The 18,975-nt window shown below is 63.6% G+C and carries 16 protein-coding genes; 8 read left to right on the top strand and 8 right to left on the bottom strand.

Translation table 11 applies throughout. The features are described from left to right. The first annotated feature begins 176 nt into the window (after positions 1-176). On the top strand, positions 177-956 hold the full coding sequence (locus tag LU493_RS14345) for a transporter substrate-binding domain-containing protein (protein ID WP_275288474.1): 780 nt from the start codon (positions 177-179) through the stop codon (positions 954-956). Positions 957-994: 38 nt separating this feature from the next. Here the strand turns inward: LU493_RS14345 and LU493_RS14340 are convergent, their stop codons facing one another. Then, the gene (locus tag LU493_RS14340) at positions 995-1,924 is read right to left on the bottom strand and encodes a LysR family transcriptional regulator (RefSeq protein WP_275288473.1); all 930 of its coding nucleotides are present in this window, start codon (positions 1,922-1,924) and stop codon (positions 995-997) included. Positions 1,925-2,134: 210 nt separating this feature from the next. Between LU493_RS14340 and LU493_RS14335 the strand changes: the two genes are divergently transcribed. Beyond that, a complete protein-coding gene (locus LU493_RS14335) occupies positions 2,135-3,073 on the top strand; it encodes a tetratricopeptide repeat protein (RefSeq protein ID WP_275288472.1) in 939 nt (312 codons plus the stop codon). Positions 3,074-3,149: 76 nt separating this feature from the next. On the opposite strand, the gene LU493_RS14330 is transcribed toward LU493_RS14335, so the two are convergent. Beyond that, positions 3,150-3,593, bottom strand: coding sequence for an META domain-containing protein (locus LU493_RS14330; RefSeq protein WP_275288471.1), 444 nt, complete (start codon positions 3,591-3,593; stop codon positions 3,150-3,152). Between the two features lie 128 nt (positions 3,594-3,721). On the opposite strand from LU493_RS14330, the gene LU493_RS14325 reads away from it, so the two are divergent. Beyond that, positions 3,722-4,126: a DoxX family protein gene (locus LU493_RS14325; protein WP_275288470.1), complete on the top strand. Its 405-nt coding sequence runs from the start codon at positions 3,722-3,724 to the stop codon at positions 4,124-4,126. Between the two features lie 219 nt (positions 4,127-4,345). Here LU493_RS14325 and LU493_RS14320 read toward each other — a convergent pair whose 3' ends face one another. Continuing rightward, on the bottom strand, positions 4,346-4,786 hold the full coding sequence (locus tag LU493_RS14320) for a VOC family protein (RefSeq protein ID WP_275288469.1): 441 nt from the start codon (positions 4,784-4,786) through the stop codon (positions 4,346-4,348). Between the two features lie 81 nt (positions 4,787-4,867). Here LU493_RS14320 and LU493_RS14315 point away from each other — a divergent pair, with 81 nt between their 5' ends. Then, positions 4,868-5,407 carry a DNA-3-methyladenine glycosylase I gene (locus LU493_RS14315; protein WP_275288468.1) on the top strand — a complete coding sequence of 180 codons (540 nt, stop codon included), beginning with the start codon at positions 4,868-4,870 and terminating at the stop codon, positions 5,405-5,407. 7 nt (positions 5,408-5,414) lie between these two features. Then, a complete protein-coding gene (locus tag LU493_RS14310) occupies positions 5,415-6,548 on the top strand; it encodes a metal-dependent hydrolase (RefSeq protein WP_275288467.1) in 1,134 nt (377 codons plus the stop codon). 5 nt (positions 6,549-6,553) lie between these two features. Here the strand turns inward: LU493_RS14310 and LU493_RS14305 are convergent, their stop codons facing one another. The 3 genes from LU493_RS14305 to metE form a co-directional block, all read right to left on the bottom strand. Continuing rightward, positions 6,554-7,156 (bottom strand): FMN-dependent NADH-azoreductase, encoded by a 603-nt coding sequence (locus LU493_RS14305; RefSeq protein WP_275288466.1) that lies wholly within the window; start codon positions 7,154-7,156, stop codon positions 6,554-6,556. Between the two features lie 456 nt (positions 7,157-7,612). Then, positions 7,613-8,359 (bottom strand): COG3650 family protein, encoded by a 747-nt coding sequence (locus LU493_RS14300; protein WP_275288465.1) that lies wholly within the window; start codon positions 8,357-8,359, stop codon positions 7,613-7,615. Between the two features lie 119 nt (positions 8,360-8,478). Then, complete coding sequence (gene metE / locus LU493_RS14295) at positions 8,479-10,785, bottom strand: 5-methyltetrahydropteroyltriglutamate--homocysteine S-methyltransferase (RefSeq protein ID WP_275288464.1); 2,307 nt, start codon at positions 10,783-10,785, stop codon at positions 8,479-8,481. A gap of 104 nt (positions 10,786-10,889) precedes the next feature. Here metE and LU493_RS14290 point away from each other — a divergent pair, with 104 nt between their 5' ends. Further along, entirely contained in the window at positions 10,890-11,804 is a 915-nt protein-coding gene (locus tag LU493_RS14290; protein ID WP_275288463.1) for a LysR family transcriptional regulator, read from the top strand. Positions 11,805-11,828: 24 nt separating this feature from the next. Here the strand turns inward: LU493_RS14290 and LU493_RS14285 are convergent, their stop codons facing one another. After that, entirely contained in the window at positions 11,829-13,472 is a 1,644-nt protein-coding gene (locus LU493_RS14285; protein ID WP_275288462.1) for an ATP-binding protein, read from the bottom strand. Continuing rightward, positions 13,472-14,188 (bottom strand): winged helix-turn-helix domain-containing protein, encoded by a 717-nt coding sequence (locus LU493_RS14280; protein WP_275288461.1) that lies wholly within the window; start codon positions 14,186-14,188, stop codon positions 13,472-13,474. Before LU493_RS14280 ends, LU493_RS14285 begins: the two co-directional genes overlap by 1 nt. Before the next feature lie 443 nt (positions 14,189-14,631). Between LU493_RS14280 and LU493_RS14275 the strand changes: the two genes are divergently transcribed. Both LU493_RS14275 and LU493_RS14270 read left to right on the top strand, forming a co-directional pair. Beyond that, positions 14,632-17,538, top strand: coding sequence for a ribonucleoside-diphosphate reductase subunit alpha (locus tag LU493_RS14275; protein WP_275288460.1), 2,907 nt, complete (start codon positions 14,632-14,634; stop codon positions 17,536-17,538). Between the two features lie 156 nt (positions 17,539-17,694). Then, complete coding sequence (locus LU493_RS14270) at positions 17,695-18,945, top strand: ribonucleotide-diphosphate reductase subunit beta (RefSeq protein ID WP_275288459.1); 1,251 nt, start codon at positions 17,695-17,697, stop codon at positions 18,943-18,945. Positions 18,946-18,975: the final 30 nt, after the last annotated feature.

The following is an 18,975-nucleotide window of genomic DNA, read 5'->3' as shown; positions in this document are numbered from 1 at the left end:
TTCCAGGAGGCCCGGATAAGCACACAAGAGAGTCGTACCGCCTGAGCGCCCCCTGCCGCAAGGATGGCTCACCGTCGGCTGTGAGGCACAGGACTTCGAACCTTCTGCCATGACCCAGCTACGGGCGGCATGATAGCTTTATTACCATTTCATATAATAACCACAAGGAAGATACCATGTTTCGTATCCCCTCAGGACTGGCGGCTACGCTGACGACGCTGCTGATTGCCAATCCGTCCCACGCCGATGATCCACTGAGGCTCGCCGTGGACATCCCCTTCGAACCCTTCGAATATCGCCTGCCCGATGGCACTCTGACAGGCTTCGAGGTCGAGCTCGGTGAGGAAGTGTGCCGGCGTATCGAACGCGAGTGCGAGTGGGTAGAGCAAGGCTGGGACGGCATCATACCGGGTCTGCTGGCCCGCAAGTACGACGCCATCATGTCGTCGATGGCGATCACCGAAGAGCGCCGCCACAAGGTGCTGTTCTCCGAGCCCTACTACAGCAACCCCAGCGTCTGGGTGACCCAGGCAGACCACGAGGTCGATATCGAGGACCGTGACGCGCTGGAAGGCCTGACAGTGGGCGTGCAGCGTGGCACCATCCGCGATAATTACATCACCGATACTTATGGTGAGATCGTCGACGTACGGCGCTATGACACTGGCGAAGATCTAGCCCTGGACGTCAGGACGGGCCGTCTCGACACCGCTTTCATGTATTACCCGCTCGCCCTGTCAGCGCTCGACGTCGACGCTGAAGACAGCAACATCGTCACCAGCTCGCCGTTGATCCGTGAGCCCAAGAGTTATTTCGGACACGGCGTGGCGGTAGCCTTCCATCCTCGTAACGAAACCCTGGCGGAACAGTTCAATGAGGCGTTGCACCAGATCAAGCTAGACGGTACCTACGACGAATTGATGCATAAGTACGTCGACTACGACATCAAGATCTAGGCCCTGGCTTGTACCATGGCCCGGCCGCTCGGGCACGCTCAGGCGCCGAGAGTGGTATCCTCGCAACGGAAGGCGCTCATCCACTGTTGCAGGTGGCGCAGCAACTGCAATCCTGCGCGCGGCATGCGACGCCCGATACGAGTCACCATATGGGCATTGGCTTGACCGAAGTGCTTGCCCACCACGTCGCGAGCCACCAGCGTGCCTTCCTCCAACTCCCGGGCGGCAGCGAAGCGTGGCAACAGCGTCACGCAAAGCGACGCCCGCGCCGAGTGTTTCAATACTTCCAGCGACCCCGTCTGAATACCCACGATGGGCCGATGGTTTGCCTCGCGGAAGGCCAGGTCAACCAACTCGCGCACCCCATGGCCCGGGTGCCACAACGCCAACGGATGCTGGGCCAGGGTATCGAGGGTAACCGGCTCCTCGCTCGCCGCCAGGGGATGCTGCGGCGCCATCAACAACATCAAGGGCTGACGGGTGGAATGCCAGAAGCGTAGATGGGGATGGACCTGCTCGTGGTACATCAATCCGATGTGTGCTTCGTCGTTGACCACCGACTCGATGATCCGCCGGGTACTGCCGGTATCGACCTCCAGACGAATGCCGCGATACGCCTCCGTGAACTCACGCAACGGATGATCGATCAGGTCACCGACAAAGCCTTCGCCCACGCACAGGGTGATCTGACCGGTCTCCAGACGCTGGTAGGCATCCAGCTCATCGCTGAAGCGGCGATCCAGCATGGTACGCCGTTGACAGTAGTCGAGCAGCATGTCGCCTACCGGCGTGGGATGCACGCCATCGCGCCTCCGCTCCAGCACGGTAGCGTCCAGAGCCGACTCCAGCAGCCCGATCTGTCGGCTCACAGCCGAAGGGGCGATGTCCAGTCGCAAGGCAGCAGCACGGATCGACCCGGTCTCCACCGTCAGCTGGAAATAGATCAGGCGCTGGTGAGGTATTTCCATCGTCCGCTCTCCTGGGAAGTGGGATAGTCAAGCATCGAGAAAACCGGTTCCTCAGAGGAACAGGAACGGCTGCCAATCGCTCGCCCCATCCGCAGCCAGTCGTTCGAGGATAGGGAGGGAACACGCCCATCGCGATGCATCCCCCTTGAATCCATCCCGTGTCACCCGCATCTTCCATGGCAAACTCACTCATATTCAAGGCCTGACACCATGCCGATCGTCGACCCTCGTACCGGCGAGCCGCTCACTTCCGACGGCACCGCGGAACAGAACACCGCCCCCTCCCAGGGCCAGCCATCCGATGCCGATGTCATCATCGACGTCGATCGCGGCAATATCCAGCAGCTGCTCGAAACCTCCATGCAGATTCCCGTGCTGCTCACCTGCTGGGCACCATCGTCGGAGCCCAGCCAGAATCTGGTGCCCGTGCTGGAGAAGCTGACCCGGGAGCACAACGGCGCCTTCATCCTCGGCAAGCTCAACATCGACGACAACCCGGACATCGCGGGCCAGTTGGGCGTCCAGTCGGCACCGGACGTCAAGCTGGTCAGCCAGGGCGGCCTGGTGGATCAGCTCCAGGGAGCGCAGCCGGAGCAGGCTATCCGCGAATGGCTCGGCAAGTACTTCCAGGCCCCCGAGGGCGCGCAGCAAAGCCCCGAGGAACAGGCCGCCGCCGCCCTCGAGGCCGGTGACAGTGCCACCGCTCGCCGCATCTACGAGGAACTCGTACAGCAGTGGCCCGACCATACCGCCTATCAGGTGGAGCTGGCTCGCGCCCTGGTGGCCGATGGCGAGCCGCAGCAGGCACGGCAGATGCTCGAGGCCTTGCCGCCGGAGGAACGCGATGCCCCACCGGCACGGGGCGTACGCGCCAGTATCGAATTCGGCGAGGAGGCGCCTTCCGCCGAGGAGATCGCCGCCCTGGGAGAACGCGACGATAGCGAGGCTCGCTATCAGCGGGCCCTGCGCCAGGTCGCCGATGGCCAGTACGAGACCGGCCTCGAGACCCTGCTGGCATTGATGCGTTCGGATCGTGCCTACGGTGACGACGCCGCCCGCAAGACGCTGCTGCGCGTCTTCGATGCCCTGGGGGCCGATCATCCCCTGACCGTGGCCTACCGACGCAAGCTTTTCGCCCTGCTCTACTGATCCCTTGAGCCGGCGCTGTATCCTTCCACATCGACCGCCTCGGGGCGGTCGATGTGGTCGCATCATTCAGTGCCCATCAATCGGCACGCTGGAACCCGCCCAGTACGCGCTGATCGGGACCGAAGAACACCAGCCTGTCGTGGTCGATCAGATAGCGATAGGCTTCATCGAGCATGGCCGTGACACGATCGGCATCCTGCATGTCAGGGCATGCCATCATGGTCGACCTCAGCTCGCCGAATTCGATGCGATTCTCGTCATCGAGCTCGACAGTCCCGCCGAACTGATTACAGCCGTCGTGGCCGCTGACCCTGCCATCGGGCGTAATCCGGAAATACGGCGTGGGCGACAGATCCAGGCGTTCGCTGGTGCCCACCAGCAGCAGGTTCCAACGCGGCCCCACTACCGGCCCCGAGACATCGCCATCGGGAGCAACGCCCGTCTCCGGCTCACTGGCGCAACCCGCGAGTCCCACGGCAATGGCGGTCATCATCAGGATACGGCGTAACGTCATGGTCATCGTGCTATCTTCCTTGCGACTGGGGAAATGCGAGACGGGACCCGCATGAATGACTACGCGCCTCAGCTTGCCCCAGCACGGGGATCAGGACAATGCTGTCACTACCGATCTCGATGAAGGAAAACTGCATGCTAGACGCCCTGCACAACGACGCTCTCGGCAAACTGATCCTGCGTCTCGCCGTGGGAGGACTGATACTGCTCCACGGTATCGCCAAGCTGCTCGATCCCGGCACCCTGGGGTGGATCGAGAACCTCCTGGCCAATCAAGGGCTACCGTCATGGCTGGCCTATGGCGTGCTGATCGGCGAAGTACTGGCCCCGATGATGGCCATCCTTGGCTGGAGGACTCGATTGGCAGGACTGCTGATGGCCGGCAACATGCTGGTCGCCGTGGTTCTGGTACACATGGGCGAACTCTTCCGCCTCGGTGACAGCGGCGGCTGGGCGCTGGAGCTGCAAGGCATGTTCCTGTTCAGCGCCCTGGCCCTGGTGTTCCTCGGCAGCGGCCGCATGGCGGTCCGGCCAGACTGACACCCTCACCGGTTGTCACCGGTTGCATGACGCCGTCGCTGTCGGCGTTGGCCGCCCCACCCAAGTTGCGCGACAACGCAGCGAACAGCGGCAAGAGCCAGGCCCGTTCCCGACGGGCCCATGCAGTCCCACATCCATGCAGACCACAAGGTGAAGCTAGCACAAGGACGACATTCACACGTCATGAATGCGCACCCTGGGCCAGCTCCGAACGCCGCATTACCAGGTACCGGTATTCTCCATGGACGCCCAGGGTTCCCTCGGCTCCAGGGCCTCGCCGGCCTGCAGCAACTCGACGGAAATTCCGTCGGGGCTACGCACGAAGGCCATGTGGCCATCGCGTGGCGGCCGATTGATGGTCACCCCATTGTCCTGCAGGTGCTGACACAGCGCGTAGATGTCGTCGACGCGATAGGCCAGGTGACCGAAATTGCGCCCCCCAGTATAGGTCTCGGGGTCCCAGTTCCAGGTCAGCTCGAGCTCCGGGGACTGAAGCTCCGTCGAGCGCGCCTCGTCGGAGGGTGCCGCGAGAAACACCAGCGTGAAGCGCCCCTTTTCGCTCTCCTTGCGGCGCACTTCCTTGAGCCCCAGCAGGTCGCAATAGAAATGCAGGGATGCCTCGAGATCGGCAACCCGAACCATGGTATGCAGGTATTGCATGAGAATCTCCTTGTTCACAGTGAGAGCGAATAGGGGCATTCTGTCATCGATCCGCCACCTCCGCGACGAGATCGATACCCCATGAGCGACTATTGTGACCTTGCACCGGCCCACCCGTTTCACGGTCCCTATCATGACCACGAGTACGGCTTCCCGGTGAAAGACGATGATGCCCTCTTCGAGCGCCTGATACTGGAAATCAACCAGGCCGGCCTGTCGTGGCTCACCGTCCTGAAGAAGCGCGATGCCTTTCGCACGGCCTTCGAGAACTTCTCCATCGATCGGGTTGCCGCCTATGGCGAGGCGGATCAGGCCCGCCTGCTGAACGACGCCGGCATCATTCGCAATCGCCTCAAGGTGTCTGCCACGATCCACAACGCTGGCGTGATCCAGACGCTGCGCAAGGAGCATGGCAGCTTCCGTGCCTGGCTGGACCAGCATCATCCGCTATCGCACGGCGACTGGGTGAAACTGTTCAAGCGCACCTTCCGCTTCACCGGTCCCGAGATCGTCGGTGAATTCCTGATGAGCACCGGGTATCTGCCTGGTGCCCATCGCGACGATTGTCCGGTTCAGCGCCGCATTCTCGCCGCCGCCCCGCCCTGGACCCGGGAGACGTGAGACCGCCATGGATTCGGTAACGCAAGCCGCCCTGGGCGCGACCATCGGCGGCGTCGTGCTGGGCCGGCGCCTGGGGCGCCGAGCCGTGCTGTTCGGTGCCATACTGGGAACCCTGCCGGACCTGGACGTGGTCATCGACTATGGCGACGCCGTGGCCAATGTCACGCGACACCGGGGCTTCAGCCATTCACTGTTCGTCCTCGCCGGCCTGGCAACGGTGTCGGCTCTGCTCGCCCGGCGACTGATGCCGCTGCGAGACATCGGGCTCGGGCGCTGGCTGACCTTCTTCGGGCTCTGCTTGATGACCCACCCATTGCTCGATGCCCTGACCACCTACGGTACCCAGATCTGGTGGCCCCTTGAGGTGCGACCCACGGCGTGGCCCCTGGTGTTCATCATCGATCCGTTATACAGCCTGCCGCTGCTGGCCAGCATCATCATGGCGCTGATCACCGGCAACGGGTACCGCGCTCCGACCTGGGGCCTGGCCTTGTCCTGTACCTATCTGGTCGTCTCGCTGAGCGCCAAGACCCTGGTCGAGCACCGCCTGACGCCGGTACTGGCCGAACACGGCCTCACCGAGGCGCCACGCCTGGTACAACCGACGCCCTTCAACATCCTGCTGTGGCGCGCCACCATCATCGATGGTGGTGACTATCATGAGTCGCTGGTCGGCGTCTTCGACGGCGACCATTCGCCGACACTGGAAACCTTCTCGCGAGGGACCGACCTGGAACCGGTGGCATCGATCAGCGATGCCGGGCAACGGCTGGACTGGTTCGCCGGCCCCTTCCTGCGCTTCGACATCGTCACGCGGGACGACCGCGAGACCCTGGTGGCCACCGACCTGCGACTCGGCTTCCCGGGGTTCCACCCGTTTCGTTACGCCCTGGCCGACCGACAGGGTATGGAGTGGCAGCCTCTGGCGACGACCCGACAGCTACCCGAAGCGAGTGGCGACGACAGCGCCGCCATGCGGCGCCTCGTGGGACGCATCCTGGCCCCGGAGCCCATGCTGTGCACCAGCCGTTTCGTGCCCCGGGAATGGATCGTCGAGGTGCCCGGCCCATGCCGACAACCCGCCCACGACGGCAAGCGGGCGGTCGAAAGACCGCCCGCCGAACGCCCTGAACCGGGATAATGACCTCAAAGGCGAGTCACCAGCCCGTCGATCGCCTGGCGCGCCTCGCCCATGGAGGCGTCGCGCTGGGCCTCACCCATGGCCAGCCCCTCGGCGAACACGGTATCGACCTCAGTGATACCGATCAGGCCAAGCATATGCTTGAGATGCGGCGTCTGGCTGTCGAGTTCGGTACCGGCATACTGGCCACCCCGGGCCGCGAGAATCATCGCCCGCTTGCCCTCGAGCAGGCCCTGGGGACCGTTCTCGGTATAACGGAAGGTGACACCGGCGCGCAGGATGCGATCGAACCAGGCCTTCATCTGTGAAGGGATGCCCAGATTGTAGAGCGGCACCGCCAACACCAGGACATCATGAGCCTGGAGCTCATCGATCAAGGTGTCGGAACGCGCTGCCAGCTCGCGCTGCTCGGGCGTGCGCTCATCCGCCGACACCTGCCAGCTGGAAAGTTCCGGCAACCCCAGGTGGGGGAGCTCATCGGCGATCAGGTCGCGCGTGCTGACCTCGATGTCATCGCGCCGGGCAATCTGCGCCTTGAAGTGCTCGGCCAGTGCCAGGGAGTTGCCATCGAGGATGGAAGACGTCAGAACGAGAACGCGAGTGGTCATGGTGATCTCCTTCATACAGCAGACATGGAAGAATGATCACCAGTATATGTTCGCTTTTGTCGATGATAAGCGGGAAAAACCACTCCTAACTTTCGAAATATTCGAATCAGGCTTCCTTGTGCTGTATTCAGAAAGCATTAGCAAACTCCCGATGGCCATGGACGCCGGGGATAAGCCAAAGCGAGGGTCATCGGGCATGAATGTCGAAAAGTCGGCGAGCGCAGACACTTTTCCTCTAAGGAAATGCTAAATAAATAGCCGAGCATAGCGAAGCGCAAGACGTCAGGAGCACAGAAAGCGAGACATAACATGAGGTTAGGCGAGCTTTCGAGCACCGCACACAAATTCGCCAGGAGCGAATTTGAACCGTCTTTAGACGGGCCCGCAGGGTAGCCGCCAGGGATGGCGGCTATAGCGCAGCGATTTGCATGCGCAGGCATTTATTCAGTGTTTCCCTTAAGGGGCAATGCCCTGCCCACAGCCTCGATAGGTCTCGCCATTGAGCGAGAGCGTCACCCGGGCCGGCCAGGGCTGCCCGCTCATGTCATCGAAGCAGGCTCGCGCCTCGATGCGCAGTTCGAAGGGGCGCGCCGACTGACCACTGGCCAGCGTCACCCGTCCCGTCTCGTTATCCAGCGATGTCACCCGATAGGGCAAGGTCACCTCACGCTCCCCATAGTCCAGCGACATGGCAATCCGTGGCGTGTCGTTGGCCAGCTCGATGTGCCATCCCGGCTCGTTGCCGCGAGCCTGGAACATCACGTCGGGGTGTGACGTCCGGGTCAGGGCACGGTGTCGGGTATCCTGCTGACACTCCAGGCGACCCCGGGAACTCTCGACCACGGCCTCGTCACCTTTCGACCAGAAGCTCAGATCCCCCTGCTCGTAACGCGCACCACTGGCCACCACGGCCGGGCTCAAGCGATAGGCGCCATGCGCCGACCACAGGCGAAGGTCGTCTTCGTTGTGGGCGGTCACCAGGCCTTGATCCGGCGTGCAACGCCAGCCGACGAAGTGTTCGGCATCGCCGGGGAACAGCGCCGAAGGCAGCAGGGGAGCCCTGGCCGCGTCGTCCGACGTATCGGCCTCGGGCGGTGGCGGCGCGACATCAGGCTCGGGAGAGGACGCGGCACAACCGACCAGGCCGAACACCATCAGCGAAGGGGCAAGACGCCGCCAGGCGGCGAAAGCAATGCGGGGCATGGCAAATTATCCTTGTAGGGTCAACATCCATCCATCGTACCGACAGGATAACAAAACCGCCGGACAGATTGACGCCGCCCGGCGGCCAGTATCATGCATTATCGTTGGCCCTCGGGCCTTCAGCCATGCCGCTGTCTCAGGCGTCGAGCAGCCTCGACCATATTGGCCAGGGCCGGTTCAACCTCGGCCCAGCCACGGGTCTTGAGGCCGCAATCCGGATTGACCCAGAGACGCTCGACGGGGATCCGTTCGGCCGCCTTTTCCATCAACTGCACCATCCAGTCGACCTCGGGGATATTCGGCGAGTGGATATCATAGACCCCCGGCCCGATCTCGTTGGGATAGTCGAAATCACGAAAGGCATCGAGCAGCTCCATGTCGGAACGCGAGGTCTCGATGGTGATGACATCGGCATCCAGCGCGGCGATGGAGGCGATGATGTCATTGAACTCCGAATAACACATGTGGGTGTGGATCTGGGTGGCATCATCGGCCACGGCAGCACTCAATCGGAAGCAGTCGACCGCCCAGTCGAGATAGCCCTGCCACTCGGCCTGGCGCAGCGGGAGCCCCTCGCGCAACGCCGGCTCGTCGATCTGGATGGCATGGATCCCCGCCGCTTCCAGGTCGGCCACTTCGTCCCGCAGGGCCAGGGCGATCTGCCGGCAGGTGGTCTCGCGGGGCTGGTCATCGCGCACGAAAGACCACTGCAGGATGGTCACGGGGCCGGTGAGCATGCCCTTCATCGGCTTGTCGGTCAGCGACTGAGCATAGTGGCTCCAGCGCACCGTCATCGGCTCGGGGCGCGCCACGTCGCCGAACAGCACCGGCGGCTTGACGCAACGGGAGCCATAGCTCTGCACCCAGCCATAGCGGGTAAAGGCGAAACCATCAAGCTGCTCGCCGAAATATTCGACCATGTCGTTGCGCTCGGCCTCGCCGTGAACCAGCATATCGATGCCCTGGGCCTCCTGGCGGGACACCGCCTCGGCGATTTCGGCCTGCATGCGTGTCTCATAGTCGACGGGGGACAGCTCACCTTGCTTGTAGGCCCGACGCGTCTGGCGGATCTCGGTGGTCTGCGGGAAGGAACCGATGGTGGTGGTCGGGAACAACGGCAACGCCAGGTGCCGACGCTGGGCACGCGCCCGCTCGACATAAGGGTGATCGCGCTCGCTGTCGGCGACACTCACCGCCGACAGCCGCTCGGCTACCGCTGATCGGTGGATGCGCGGCGATTCGCGACGCGCGGCCAGGGCCGCGGAGGCGTCGGCCAGGAAGGTCTCGTCTTCGGCCGCGAGACGCTCGTTCAGCGCACGGCCAAGCACCACCGTCTCGTCGAGCTTCTGTCGGGCGAAGGCCAGCCAGCTCTTGAGCTCGGCATCGAGATCCGTCTCGGCGGTCAGGTCCACCGGCACATGCAACAACGAGCAGCTCGGTGCCACCCAGAGGCGTTCGCCCAGGCGTGCCTTGAGCGGCACCAGGCGCTCACGCAATGCCGCCAGATCGGCTCGCCAGATGTTGCGACCATCGATGACGCCCAGCGACAGCACCTTGTGGGGCAGCAGCCGGTCGACCACCGTCTCGACCTGATCCGGCGCCCGCACCGCATCCAGGTGCAGGCCATCCACCGGCAGGCCGACGGCCAGCGACAGGTTGTCGCCCAGGCTACCGAAGTAGGTGGCCAGCAGCAGCTTCACCGGCGCCGATTGCAGTTGATGGTAGGCACGCTCGAAAGCCTGCTTCCAGTCAGCGGGCAGATCCTGAACCAGGGCGGGCTCGTCGAGCTGCACCCACTCGACGCCCTGATCGGCGAGCCTGGCAAGTACCTGGCCATAGACCTCCAGCACCTCATCGAGCAGCGCGAGGCGGTCGACGTCCTCGGCATTGTCGCCACGCCCCTTGCCCAACCATAACCAGGTCAGCGGACCGGTCAGTGCCACCTTGACCGCATGGCCTTCGGCTTTCGCCTCCTCGACCTCGTCGAACAGCCGCGAACTGGCCAGCCGGAACCGTTGACCGGCATGCAGCTCGGGGACCAGGTAATGATAGTTGGTATCGAAATACTTGGTCATCTCGCAGGCGGCGGCAGGCTCACCGCGGGGCGCCCGCCCCCGAGCCATGCGAAAGGCGGTATCCAGGTCCACTTCGCCCCGGGCCAGCTCGTCCTCGGCACCGAATCGCGCCGGTACCGCACCCAGCAACACCGAGATGTTGAGCACCTGATCGTAGAAGGCAAAGTCACCCACGGTGACCAGATCGAGGCCGGCGTCGCGCTGCGCCGCCCAATGGCGCTTGCGCAGCTCGCGGCCCTCGTCCTCGAGCGCCTGGCGGCCGAGGCCGCCTTTCCAGTAGGCTTCGGTCGCCTTCTTCAATTCGCGATTTGCGCCAATGCGCGGATAACCGAGTACATGTGTGAGCGTCATGAGGAAGTCCCGAGCGGTTTGAGTGATCGCGACCAGTCTCGCTAGCCACCACGACTGAATCAAACTAAACTTACTAATCCTGAACATGAAAAAAGCTCACGATCATGCTCGAACTGCGCCACCTCCGCACCCTGGTCGCCCTGCGTGACGCCGGTTCCCTGGTGGAAGCCGCCGAACGTGTGCACCTGACCCAGTCGGCCCTCTCCCACCAGATCAAGGATCTGGAGGAGCGGCTGGGCAGCCCGCTCTTCCTCCGCAAGACCCGGCCGGTGACCTTTACTCGTGCTGGCCTGCGCCTGCTGGCCCTGGCCGAGCAGGTGCTGCCTCAGGTACGCATGGCCGAACGCGACCTGGCACGACTGGCCGGCAATGAACAAGGCCGGCTGCACATGGCCATCGAATGCCATAGCTGCTTCCAGTGGCTGATGCCCACCGTGGATCATTTCCGTGACCACTGGCCCGAGGTGGAGGTCGATATCCCCGGTGGCCATCATTTCGAACCGCTGACGGCCCTGGCCCGGGAGCAACTCGACCTGGTGATCACCGCCGACCCCCAACCCCTGCCCGGCGTCCATTACGAGCCGCTGTTCCGCTACGAGGGATTGCTCGCGGTCTCCCGCCACCACCCCCTGGCCGAGCGCCCTCATGTCTCGCCGGAGGCACTCGCCGACGAGACGCTCATTACCTATCCCGTGGAGCATGCTCGTCTGGATGTCTTCACCCAGTTTCTCGATCCCGCCGGCGTACAGCCAAGGGAGATCCGCACCGCCGAGCTGACCATCATGATGATGCAGCTGGTGGCCAGCGGCCGGGGCGTCTGCGCGCTGCCCAACTGGGCCTTGACCGAATACCTGGAGCGCGACTACGTCAAGGCGGTGGCACTCGGCGAGCGTGGTGTGTGGAGCACGTTATTTGCGGCGATCCGCGAGGACACCCGGGAGGCGCCCTGGATGGAAGACTTCCTGCGTACGGCCCGGGAAACCTCCTTCGCGGTACTGGAAGGCATCAAGCCGGCCTGAGAACCGCCCCTGTCCCGACGACGCTCATGTTTCCCCGGTTATGGTGGCGTCCCGCCGGGGCACCAGCAGCGTGAAACGCGCGCCGCCCAGTGTCGGGCTGGTATCCACCATCACGCTGCCCCCGTGCCAGGTCATGACCTTATGCACAATGGACAAGCCCAGGCCATAGCCACCCGACCGACGGTCACGGCTGTCGTCGAGGCGAGCAAAAGGCTTGAATATCTCGCGACGCGCACGCTCCGGCACCCCGGGCCCATCGTCCTCGACATCGAAACGTACCAGGCCGACCTCCCCTTCCACGCTCACCCGGACCCGGGATACCGCATGGCGGCAGGCGTTGCTCACCAGGTTCTGCAAGGCACGCTGCAGATAACGAGGCTCGGCCGTCGCCTCGACGTCGGGCCCGGCGACCAGGACGATGTCGAGATGCCCGTGCAGATCACTCAAGGACGCGATGACCTGTTCGGCCAGGGTACGCGCCGCCACCGGCTCGATCTCGAATTCCACGCCATTGGCCGCATGACTGTCGAGCCGCGCATAGGTGAGAATCTCATCGACCAGGGCATCGAGCTCGGCGATATCGCCATCCACACCGCGCAACTGGCGCTGCACCGCGGGGTCATCGGTCATGTCCTCGACCATCTGTACCGCGAAACGAATCCGTGCCACGGGCGTGCGAAGCTCGTGAGACACCGCCCGGGTCATGTCCTGCTGGGCCCGCAGCAATACCTGAACCTGCGCCGCCATGCCATTGAAAGCCATCCCCAGACGGCCGAGAAAATCGCCGCTGTGAACCTTGACGCGGGTATCCAGGCGCCCCCCGGCAATTCGCGTGGCGGCCTGCTCGAGACGCGTCATGCGCGATTCCACGCCGCTCACGATCAGATAGATGACCACCGCCAGGATCCCGAGCACCATTACCACCACCAGCGACAGCACCGGGAAAGACGGTGGCTGGTAAGGGCGCAACGGCCCGACGGCCAGCCAACCGGGCTCTGATGATTCTCCGGACAACCGCAGATACAACGACAATGCCCCGTCCGCCGGATGCAGGCGTGTCACGATGCTGCTTTCCTGCGATCTCTCGGGCCACTCGATGGCATCCCGAGGTGGTGGTGTAGCATCGAACGCCAAGGGCACCGCCGGATTGCCCAGATCCGACAGCCGGCTTTTCCGTACCTCCGGCTCGAGCTCCCGCCACCACGCCTCCAGCACTCGCACCAGCCCCTTCAGTTGCGCTTCGCTCACCTCGCCCATTTCGGCACGCAACAGACGAGGGCCGCCGGGTAACCGACGATGCAGCTCCCAGCTTCCGCTCGAGGTACGACTCACCAGGGTCTGCCCCTCGGACAGTCGCATGCGCTCGAAATACCCCAGCGGATAGTCTCGGCGCTCGTGCAGGGTCAGGTCGATGCCGAGCCGTTCGCCATGCCTCGCCAGCCAGGCGGCCCGGCGCGCCTCGGGCATTGCCACCAGACGCTCTGCGAACAGCGTCATCGGCACCTCGGCCAGCCGCTCGTGGTACTGCTCTCGACGCACCTTGTCGACCAGCGAAATGGCCGAAAGGGACAACCCGAGGGCCAGTATCAGGGCAAGGGCCAGCAGCACATAGACGCGCAGGAAGGTGCTGTCGATCAGGGCACGCGGCAGCAGTCGAAACAGTGGCATCAGGCGTCTCGAACGAATAGATAGCCCTTGCTGCGCACCGTCTTGATGCGATGCGGATGGTGCGGGTCGTCACCGATCTTGGGCCGGATCCGTGAGACCCGCACATCGATGGAACGATCCTGACCGTCATACTTGATGCCACGCAATTGTGCGAAGATCTCTTCCCGTGTCAGTACGCTCCCGGCGTGACTGGCAAGCAGCCAGAGCAGGTCGAACTCGGCACTGGTCAGGTCGATACGTTCGCCGCCCAGCCAGGCCTCGCGCGTGCCACTGTCGATTTCGAGATCGCGAAAGAACAGGCGGGCCTCGGCATTACCGGTGCCCGCCGGCTCGCTGCGACGCAACAGGGCCCGCATGCGCGCCAGCAACACCCGGGGCTGTACCGGTTTGGCCACATAGTCATCCGCTCCCATCTCGAGTCCCAGTACCTGGTCCATGTCATCGGTGCGGGCAGTGAGCATCAGGATCGGGCCGGGGTATTCCCCTCGCACCCGTCGGCAGATCGACAGGCCATCCTCGCCCGGCAGCATGAGATCGAGGATCACCAGGTCCGGCTGCAGATCGAGGATGCCTTGCACGCCCCGGGCGCCATCGGCCTCCAGCGTCACACGAAAGCCATTGGCTACCAGGTAGTCTCGGGTCAGTTCGGCCAGCCGCTCATCGTCTTCGATGATCAGTACATGTTCCATGCCAGGGGAGTCCACGCTAGCTTCCATTCTCAGTCGTCACCTCGACAGGCAGTGATCGGTCAACGGAGCGTCGTCGGCTGTACGACACCCTAAACAGGCGCCTCCGTCCAGAAACCCGGCCATGATCGGCGCCGGGCAGGCTGCCCCCTTGCCGGCGGAAAAGGACGCGCCAAGGGTAAAGGATACTCGACATACGCCTCTTACGCTCGATCCGGGAACACACTGAGAGTGCATGATCGGCTCAACCATGCGGGCTCGTCGACTCCTCGCAAAACACCCCCCGGATGGCCACAGCTCATCCACAACTTATCCACTTGAAGCCCCGTAAAAAGCACACTATCTTGTGTCCCAATTGGACTGGAACACAAGATAGTGTACCCTTAGCAACTTTCCAAAATTCTGTCAACAACCGCTCAACGGCGGTCTTCATCACCCATTTTTCGACTCCTAAGGTAGGGAACCCCGGCGCCATGGATACCCCCGTTACCCCGGACCATCCGTCCGTCTCCGTTACCGCCCCGCAGACGCTGCGTGTCATCAAGCGCACCGGCGACGTGGTGCCCTTCGATGGCGGCAAGATCGCCGTGGCTCTGAGTAAGGCCTTCATCGCCGTGGAGGGAGACAACGCCGCGACCTCCTCGCGTGTCCGTGACTTCGTCCAGCGCGCCTCGGAGAACATCGAGCAGGCCTTCCTGCGTCGCATGCCCGACGGCGGCACCCTGCATATCGAAGACATACAGGACCAGGTCGAGCTTGCCCTGATGCGCGCCGGCGAGCAAAAAGTGGCGCGAGCCTACGTGCTCTACCGCGAGGAACATGCTCGCGCCCGGGCCGAGTCCGGTGCCGACATCGCCAAGCCGCATCCTTCGCTGAACGTCACCGCCCCCGATGGCAGCACTCGTCCGCTGGACCTCGGCCGGGTCGAGACCCTGGTCTTCGACGCCTGCGAGAACCTGACCAATGTCGAGCCGGCCAGGATCGTCGAGGACTCGCTGAAGAACCTCTACGACGGCGTGACCGTCGACGGCGTTTCCCAGGCGCTGATGATGACCGCGCGCACCCTGGTGGAGAAGGACCCCAACTACACCTACGTCACCGCGCGCCTGCTGCAGGACAACCTGCGCCGTGAGGCGTTGTCGTTCCTGGGCATCGCCGACGAGGCGACCTACCAGGAGATGGCCGACTTCTACAAGCCGGCCTTCCAGGCCTATATCGCCCGTGGCATCGAATTCGAACAACTCGATCCGCAGCTCGCCGAGTTCGACCTCGAACGACTGGGTGACGCCCTGGATCACACCCGCGACGCCCAGTTCACTTACCTGGGCCTGCAGACGCTGTACGACCGCTACTTCATCCACCGCGACGAGGTGCGCTACGAGCTGCCTCAGGTGATGTTCATGCGCGTCGCCATGGGCCTGGCACTCAACGAGGATGACCGCGAGGCGCGGGCCATCGAGTTCTACGAGCTGCTCTCCAGCTTCGACTACATGGCCTCCACGCCGACGCTGTTCAACGCGGGCACCGTGCGCAGCCAGCTCTCCTCCTGCTACCTGACCACGGTGCCGGACGACCTGGACAACATCTACAGCGCCATTCGTGACAATGCCCTGCTCTCCAAGTGGGCCGGCGGCCTCGGCAACGACTGGACCCCGGTGCGCGCACTGGGTTCCTACATCAAGGGCACCAACGGCAAGTCCCAGGGCGTGGTGCCTTTCCTCAAGGTGGTCAACGATACCGCCGTGGCCGTCAACCAGGGCGGCAAGCGCAAGGGCGCTGTCTGCGCCTACCTCGAGACCTGGCACCTCGATATCGAGGAATTCCTCGAGCTGCGCAAGAACACCGGCGACGACCGCCGCCGCACCCACGACATGAACACCGCCAACTGGGTGCCGGACCTGTTCATGAAGCGTGTCTTCGACGATGGCGAGTGGACACTGTTCTCGCCGGCCACCTGCCCGGACCTCCACGATCTGTATGGCGCCGCCTTCGAGAAGCGCTATCAGGAATACGAGGAGATGACGCGCAACGGCCAGCTCAAACTGTTCAAGCGCGTCCGCGCCAAGGACCTGTGGCGCCGGATGCTGTCGATGCTGTTCGAGACCGGCCACCCGTGGATCACCTTCAAGGACCCGTGCAACCTGCGCAGCCCGCAGCAGCACGCCGGTGTGGTCCACAGTTCCAACCTGTGCACCGAGATCACGTTGAATACCAGCCCCGACGAGATCGCGGTGTGCAACCTGGGCTCCATCAACCTGGCCCAGCACGTGGTGGACGGCCAATTCGACGGCGACAAGCTGAAGAAGACCGTACGCACCGCCGTGCGCATGCTCGACAACGTCATCGACATCAACTATTACGCGGTGCCCCAGGCGGAGCGCTCCAACTTCAAGCACCGCCCGGTCGGACTCGGCATCATGGGCTTCCAGGATGCCCTCTACGCCCAGGACATCGCCTACGCCTCGGAGCAGGCCGTGACCTTCGCCGACACATCCATGGAGCTGGTCAGCTACCACGCCATCGAGGCCTCCAGCGACCTGGCCGCCGAACGCGGGCACTATGAAAGCTACGAAGGCTCGCTGTGGAGCCGAGGCACCCTGCCCATCGATTCCATCGAGAACCTGAAGCAGGAGCGCGGCGAGAAGTACATCGAGGTCGACACCTCGGCCACCCAGGACTGGGATCGCATTCGCGACAAGATCGCCGCGCAGGGCATGCGCAACTCCAACGTCATGGCCATCGCCCCGACCGCGACCATCTCCAACATCTGCGGCGTCTCGCAGTCCATCGAGCCGACCTACCAGAACCTGTTCGTCAAATCGAACCTGTCGGGCGAGTTCACCGTGGTCAACGCCTACATGGTCAACGACCTCAAGGATCGCGGCCTGTGGGACGAGGTAATGATCAACGACCTCAAGTACTACGACGGCAGCGTGCAGGCCATCGACCGCGTCCCCGAGGACCTCAAGGCCAAGTACGCCACTGCCTTCGAGACGGAGCCCAAGTGGCTGGTGGAAGCCGCCGCGCGTCGCCAGAAATGGATCGACCAGGCCCAGTCGCTGAACCTCTACATCCAGGGCGTCTCCGGCAAGAAGCTCGACGTGACCTATCGCATGGCCTGGTTCCGCGGCCTCAAGACCACTTACTACCTGCGTGCCCTGGGCGCCACCTCGGTGGAGAAATCCACGGTCGATCGCGGCAACCTCAATGCCGTGAGCAACGCCTCGCCTTCCACTGCCTCGGCGCCCGCCCCCGAGGCCACGCCCCAGGCACAGGAACCACGCGGCGTCGACGATTTCCTGCAGGGCAAGAGCGGCAGCGGTTCCCGGGCGCCGTCGGCGGGCGAGATCGACGAGCTGGGCTGCGAGGCCTGTCAGTAAGGCGCTTCGCGCCAGTCACGGGCGACGAGTTTCGAGCAGCGAGTGGCTCGAAGCTCGAAGCTCGAAGCTCGAAGCTCGAAGCTCGAAGCTCGAAGCCAACAAAGATAGCGACCCGCGTCATGCGTTGACGCCACCAGCGATAGAACAGGATGACTCATGATCGATTGGGACGATTTTCACGAAGACGACAGCGCGGTTGCCGAGCAGCCTCAGCCGGCCCCCGCTCCCCAACCGGCCGCCCAGCCCGCTCCCGAGGCGCCCGCCACGGCAGAGGTCCGCGACAGCGCCGGCACCTACCGGGTCGCCGAGCAGGACCGCCTGGCCCGTGCCCGTCAGTCCATCGACGAGCTCGATGTGGCCGCCGGCCTGGAAGAGCTGGAGATGGGCGCGGCGCGCATCGAGGTCGACGACAAGAAGATGATCAACGCCCGGGCCGACCTCAACCAGCTGGTGCCCTTCAAGTACGAGTGGGCCTGGCAGAAATACCTGGATGGCAGCGCCAATCACTGGATGCCCCAGGAAGTGAACATGAACGCCGATATCGCGCTATGGAAAAGCGCCGATGGTCTCACCGATGACGAGCGACGCATCGTCGAACGCAGCCTCGGTTACTTCTCCACGGCAGACTCCCTGGTCGCCAACAACCTGGTGCTGGCACTCTACCGCCTGATCACCAACCCCGAGTGCCGCCAGTACCTGCTGCGCCAGGCCTTCGAAGAGGCCATTCATACCCACGCCTACCAATACTGCGTGGAGTCGCTGGCCATGGACGAAGGCGAAGTCTTCAACATGTACCGCGAGGTCCCCTCGGTGGCCGCCAAGTCCGCCTGGAGCCTCAAGCATACCCAGTCGCTGGCACGCCCCGACTTTCACACCGGCACCCCGGAGACCGATCAGGAACTGTTGCGCAACCTGGTCGCCTTCTACTGCGTGACCGAGGGCATCTTCTTCTACTGCGGCTTCAGCCAGATCCTCTCCATGGGCCGTCGCAACAAGATGACCGGCGTTGCCGAACAGTTCCAGTACATCCTGCGCGACGAGTCCATGCACCTGAACTTCGGCGTCGACATGATCAACCAAATCAAGATCGAGAACCCGCACCTGTGGACGCCGGAATTCCAGGACGAATGCACCCAGATGATCATCGAGGGCACCGAACTCGAGATCGCCTACGCCCGCGACTCCATGCCACGCGGCGTGCTGGGCATGAACGCGGCGATCATGGAAGAGTACCTGCATTTCATCTGCAACCGTCGCCTGGCCCAGATCGGCCTCAAGGAACAGTACCCCGGTGCGCAGAACCCCTTCCCCTGGATGAGCGAGATCATCGATCTGCGCAAGGAGAAGAACTTCTTCGAAACCCGCGTCACCGAGTATCAGGTCGGCGGCGCACTGAGCTGGGACTGACCAGCACATCGGCGGGAGGTAGCAAGATGG

This window comes from Halomonas elongata (genome assembly GCF_029081005.1).
Taxonomy (GTDB): Bacteria; Pseudomonadota; Gammaproteobacteria; order Pseudomonadales; family Halomonadaceae; genus Halomonas; species Halomonas elongata_B.
Note: the sequence above shows the minus strand (reverse complement) of the source record. Positions and strands in the feature narration are given on the sequence as shown.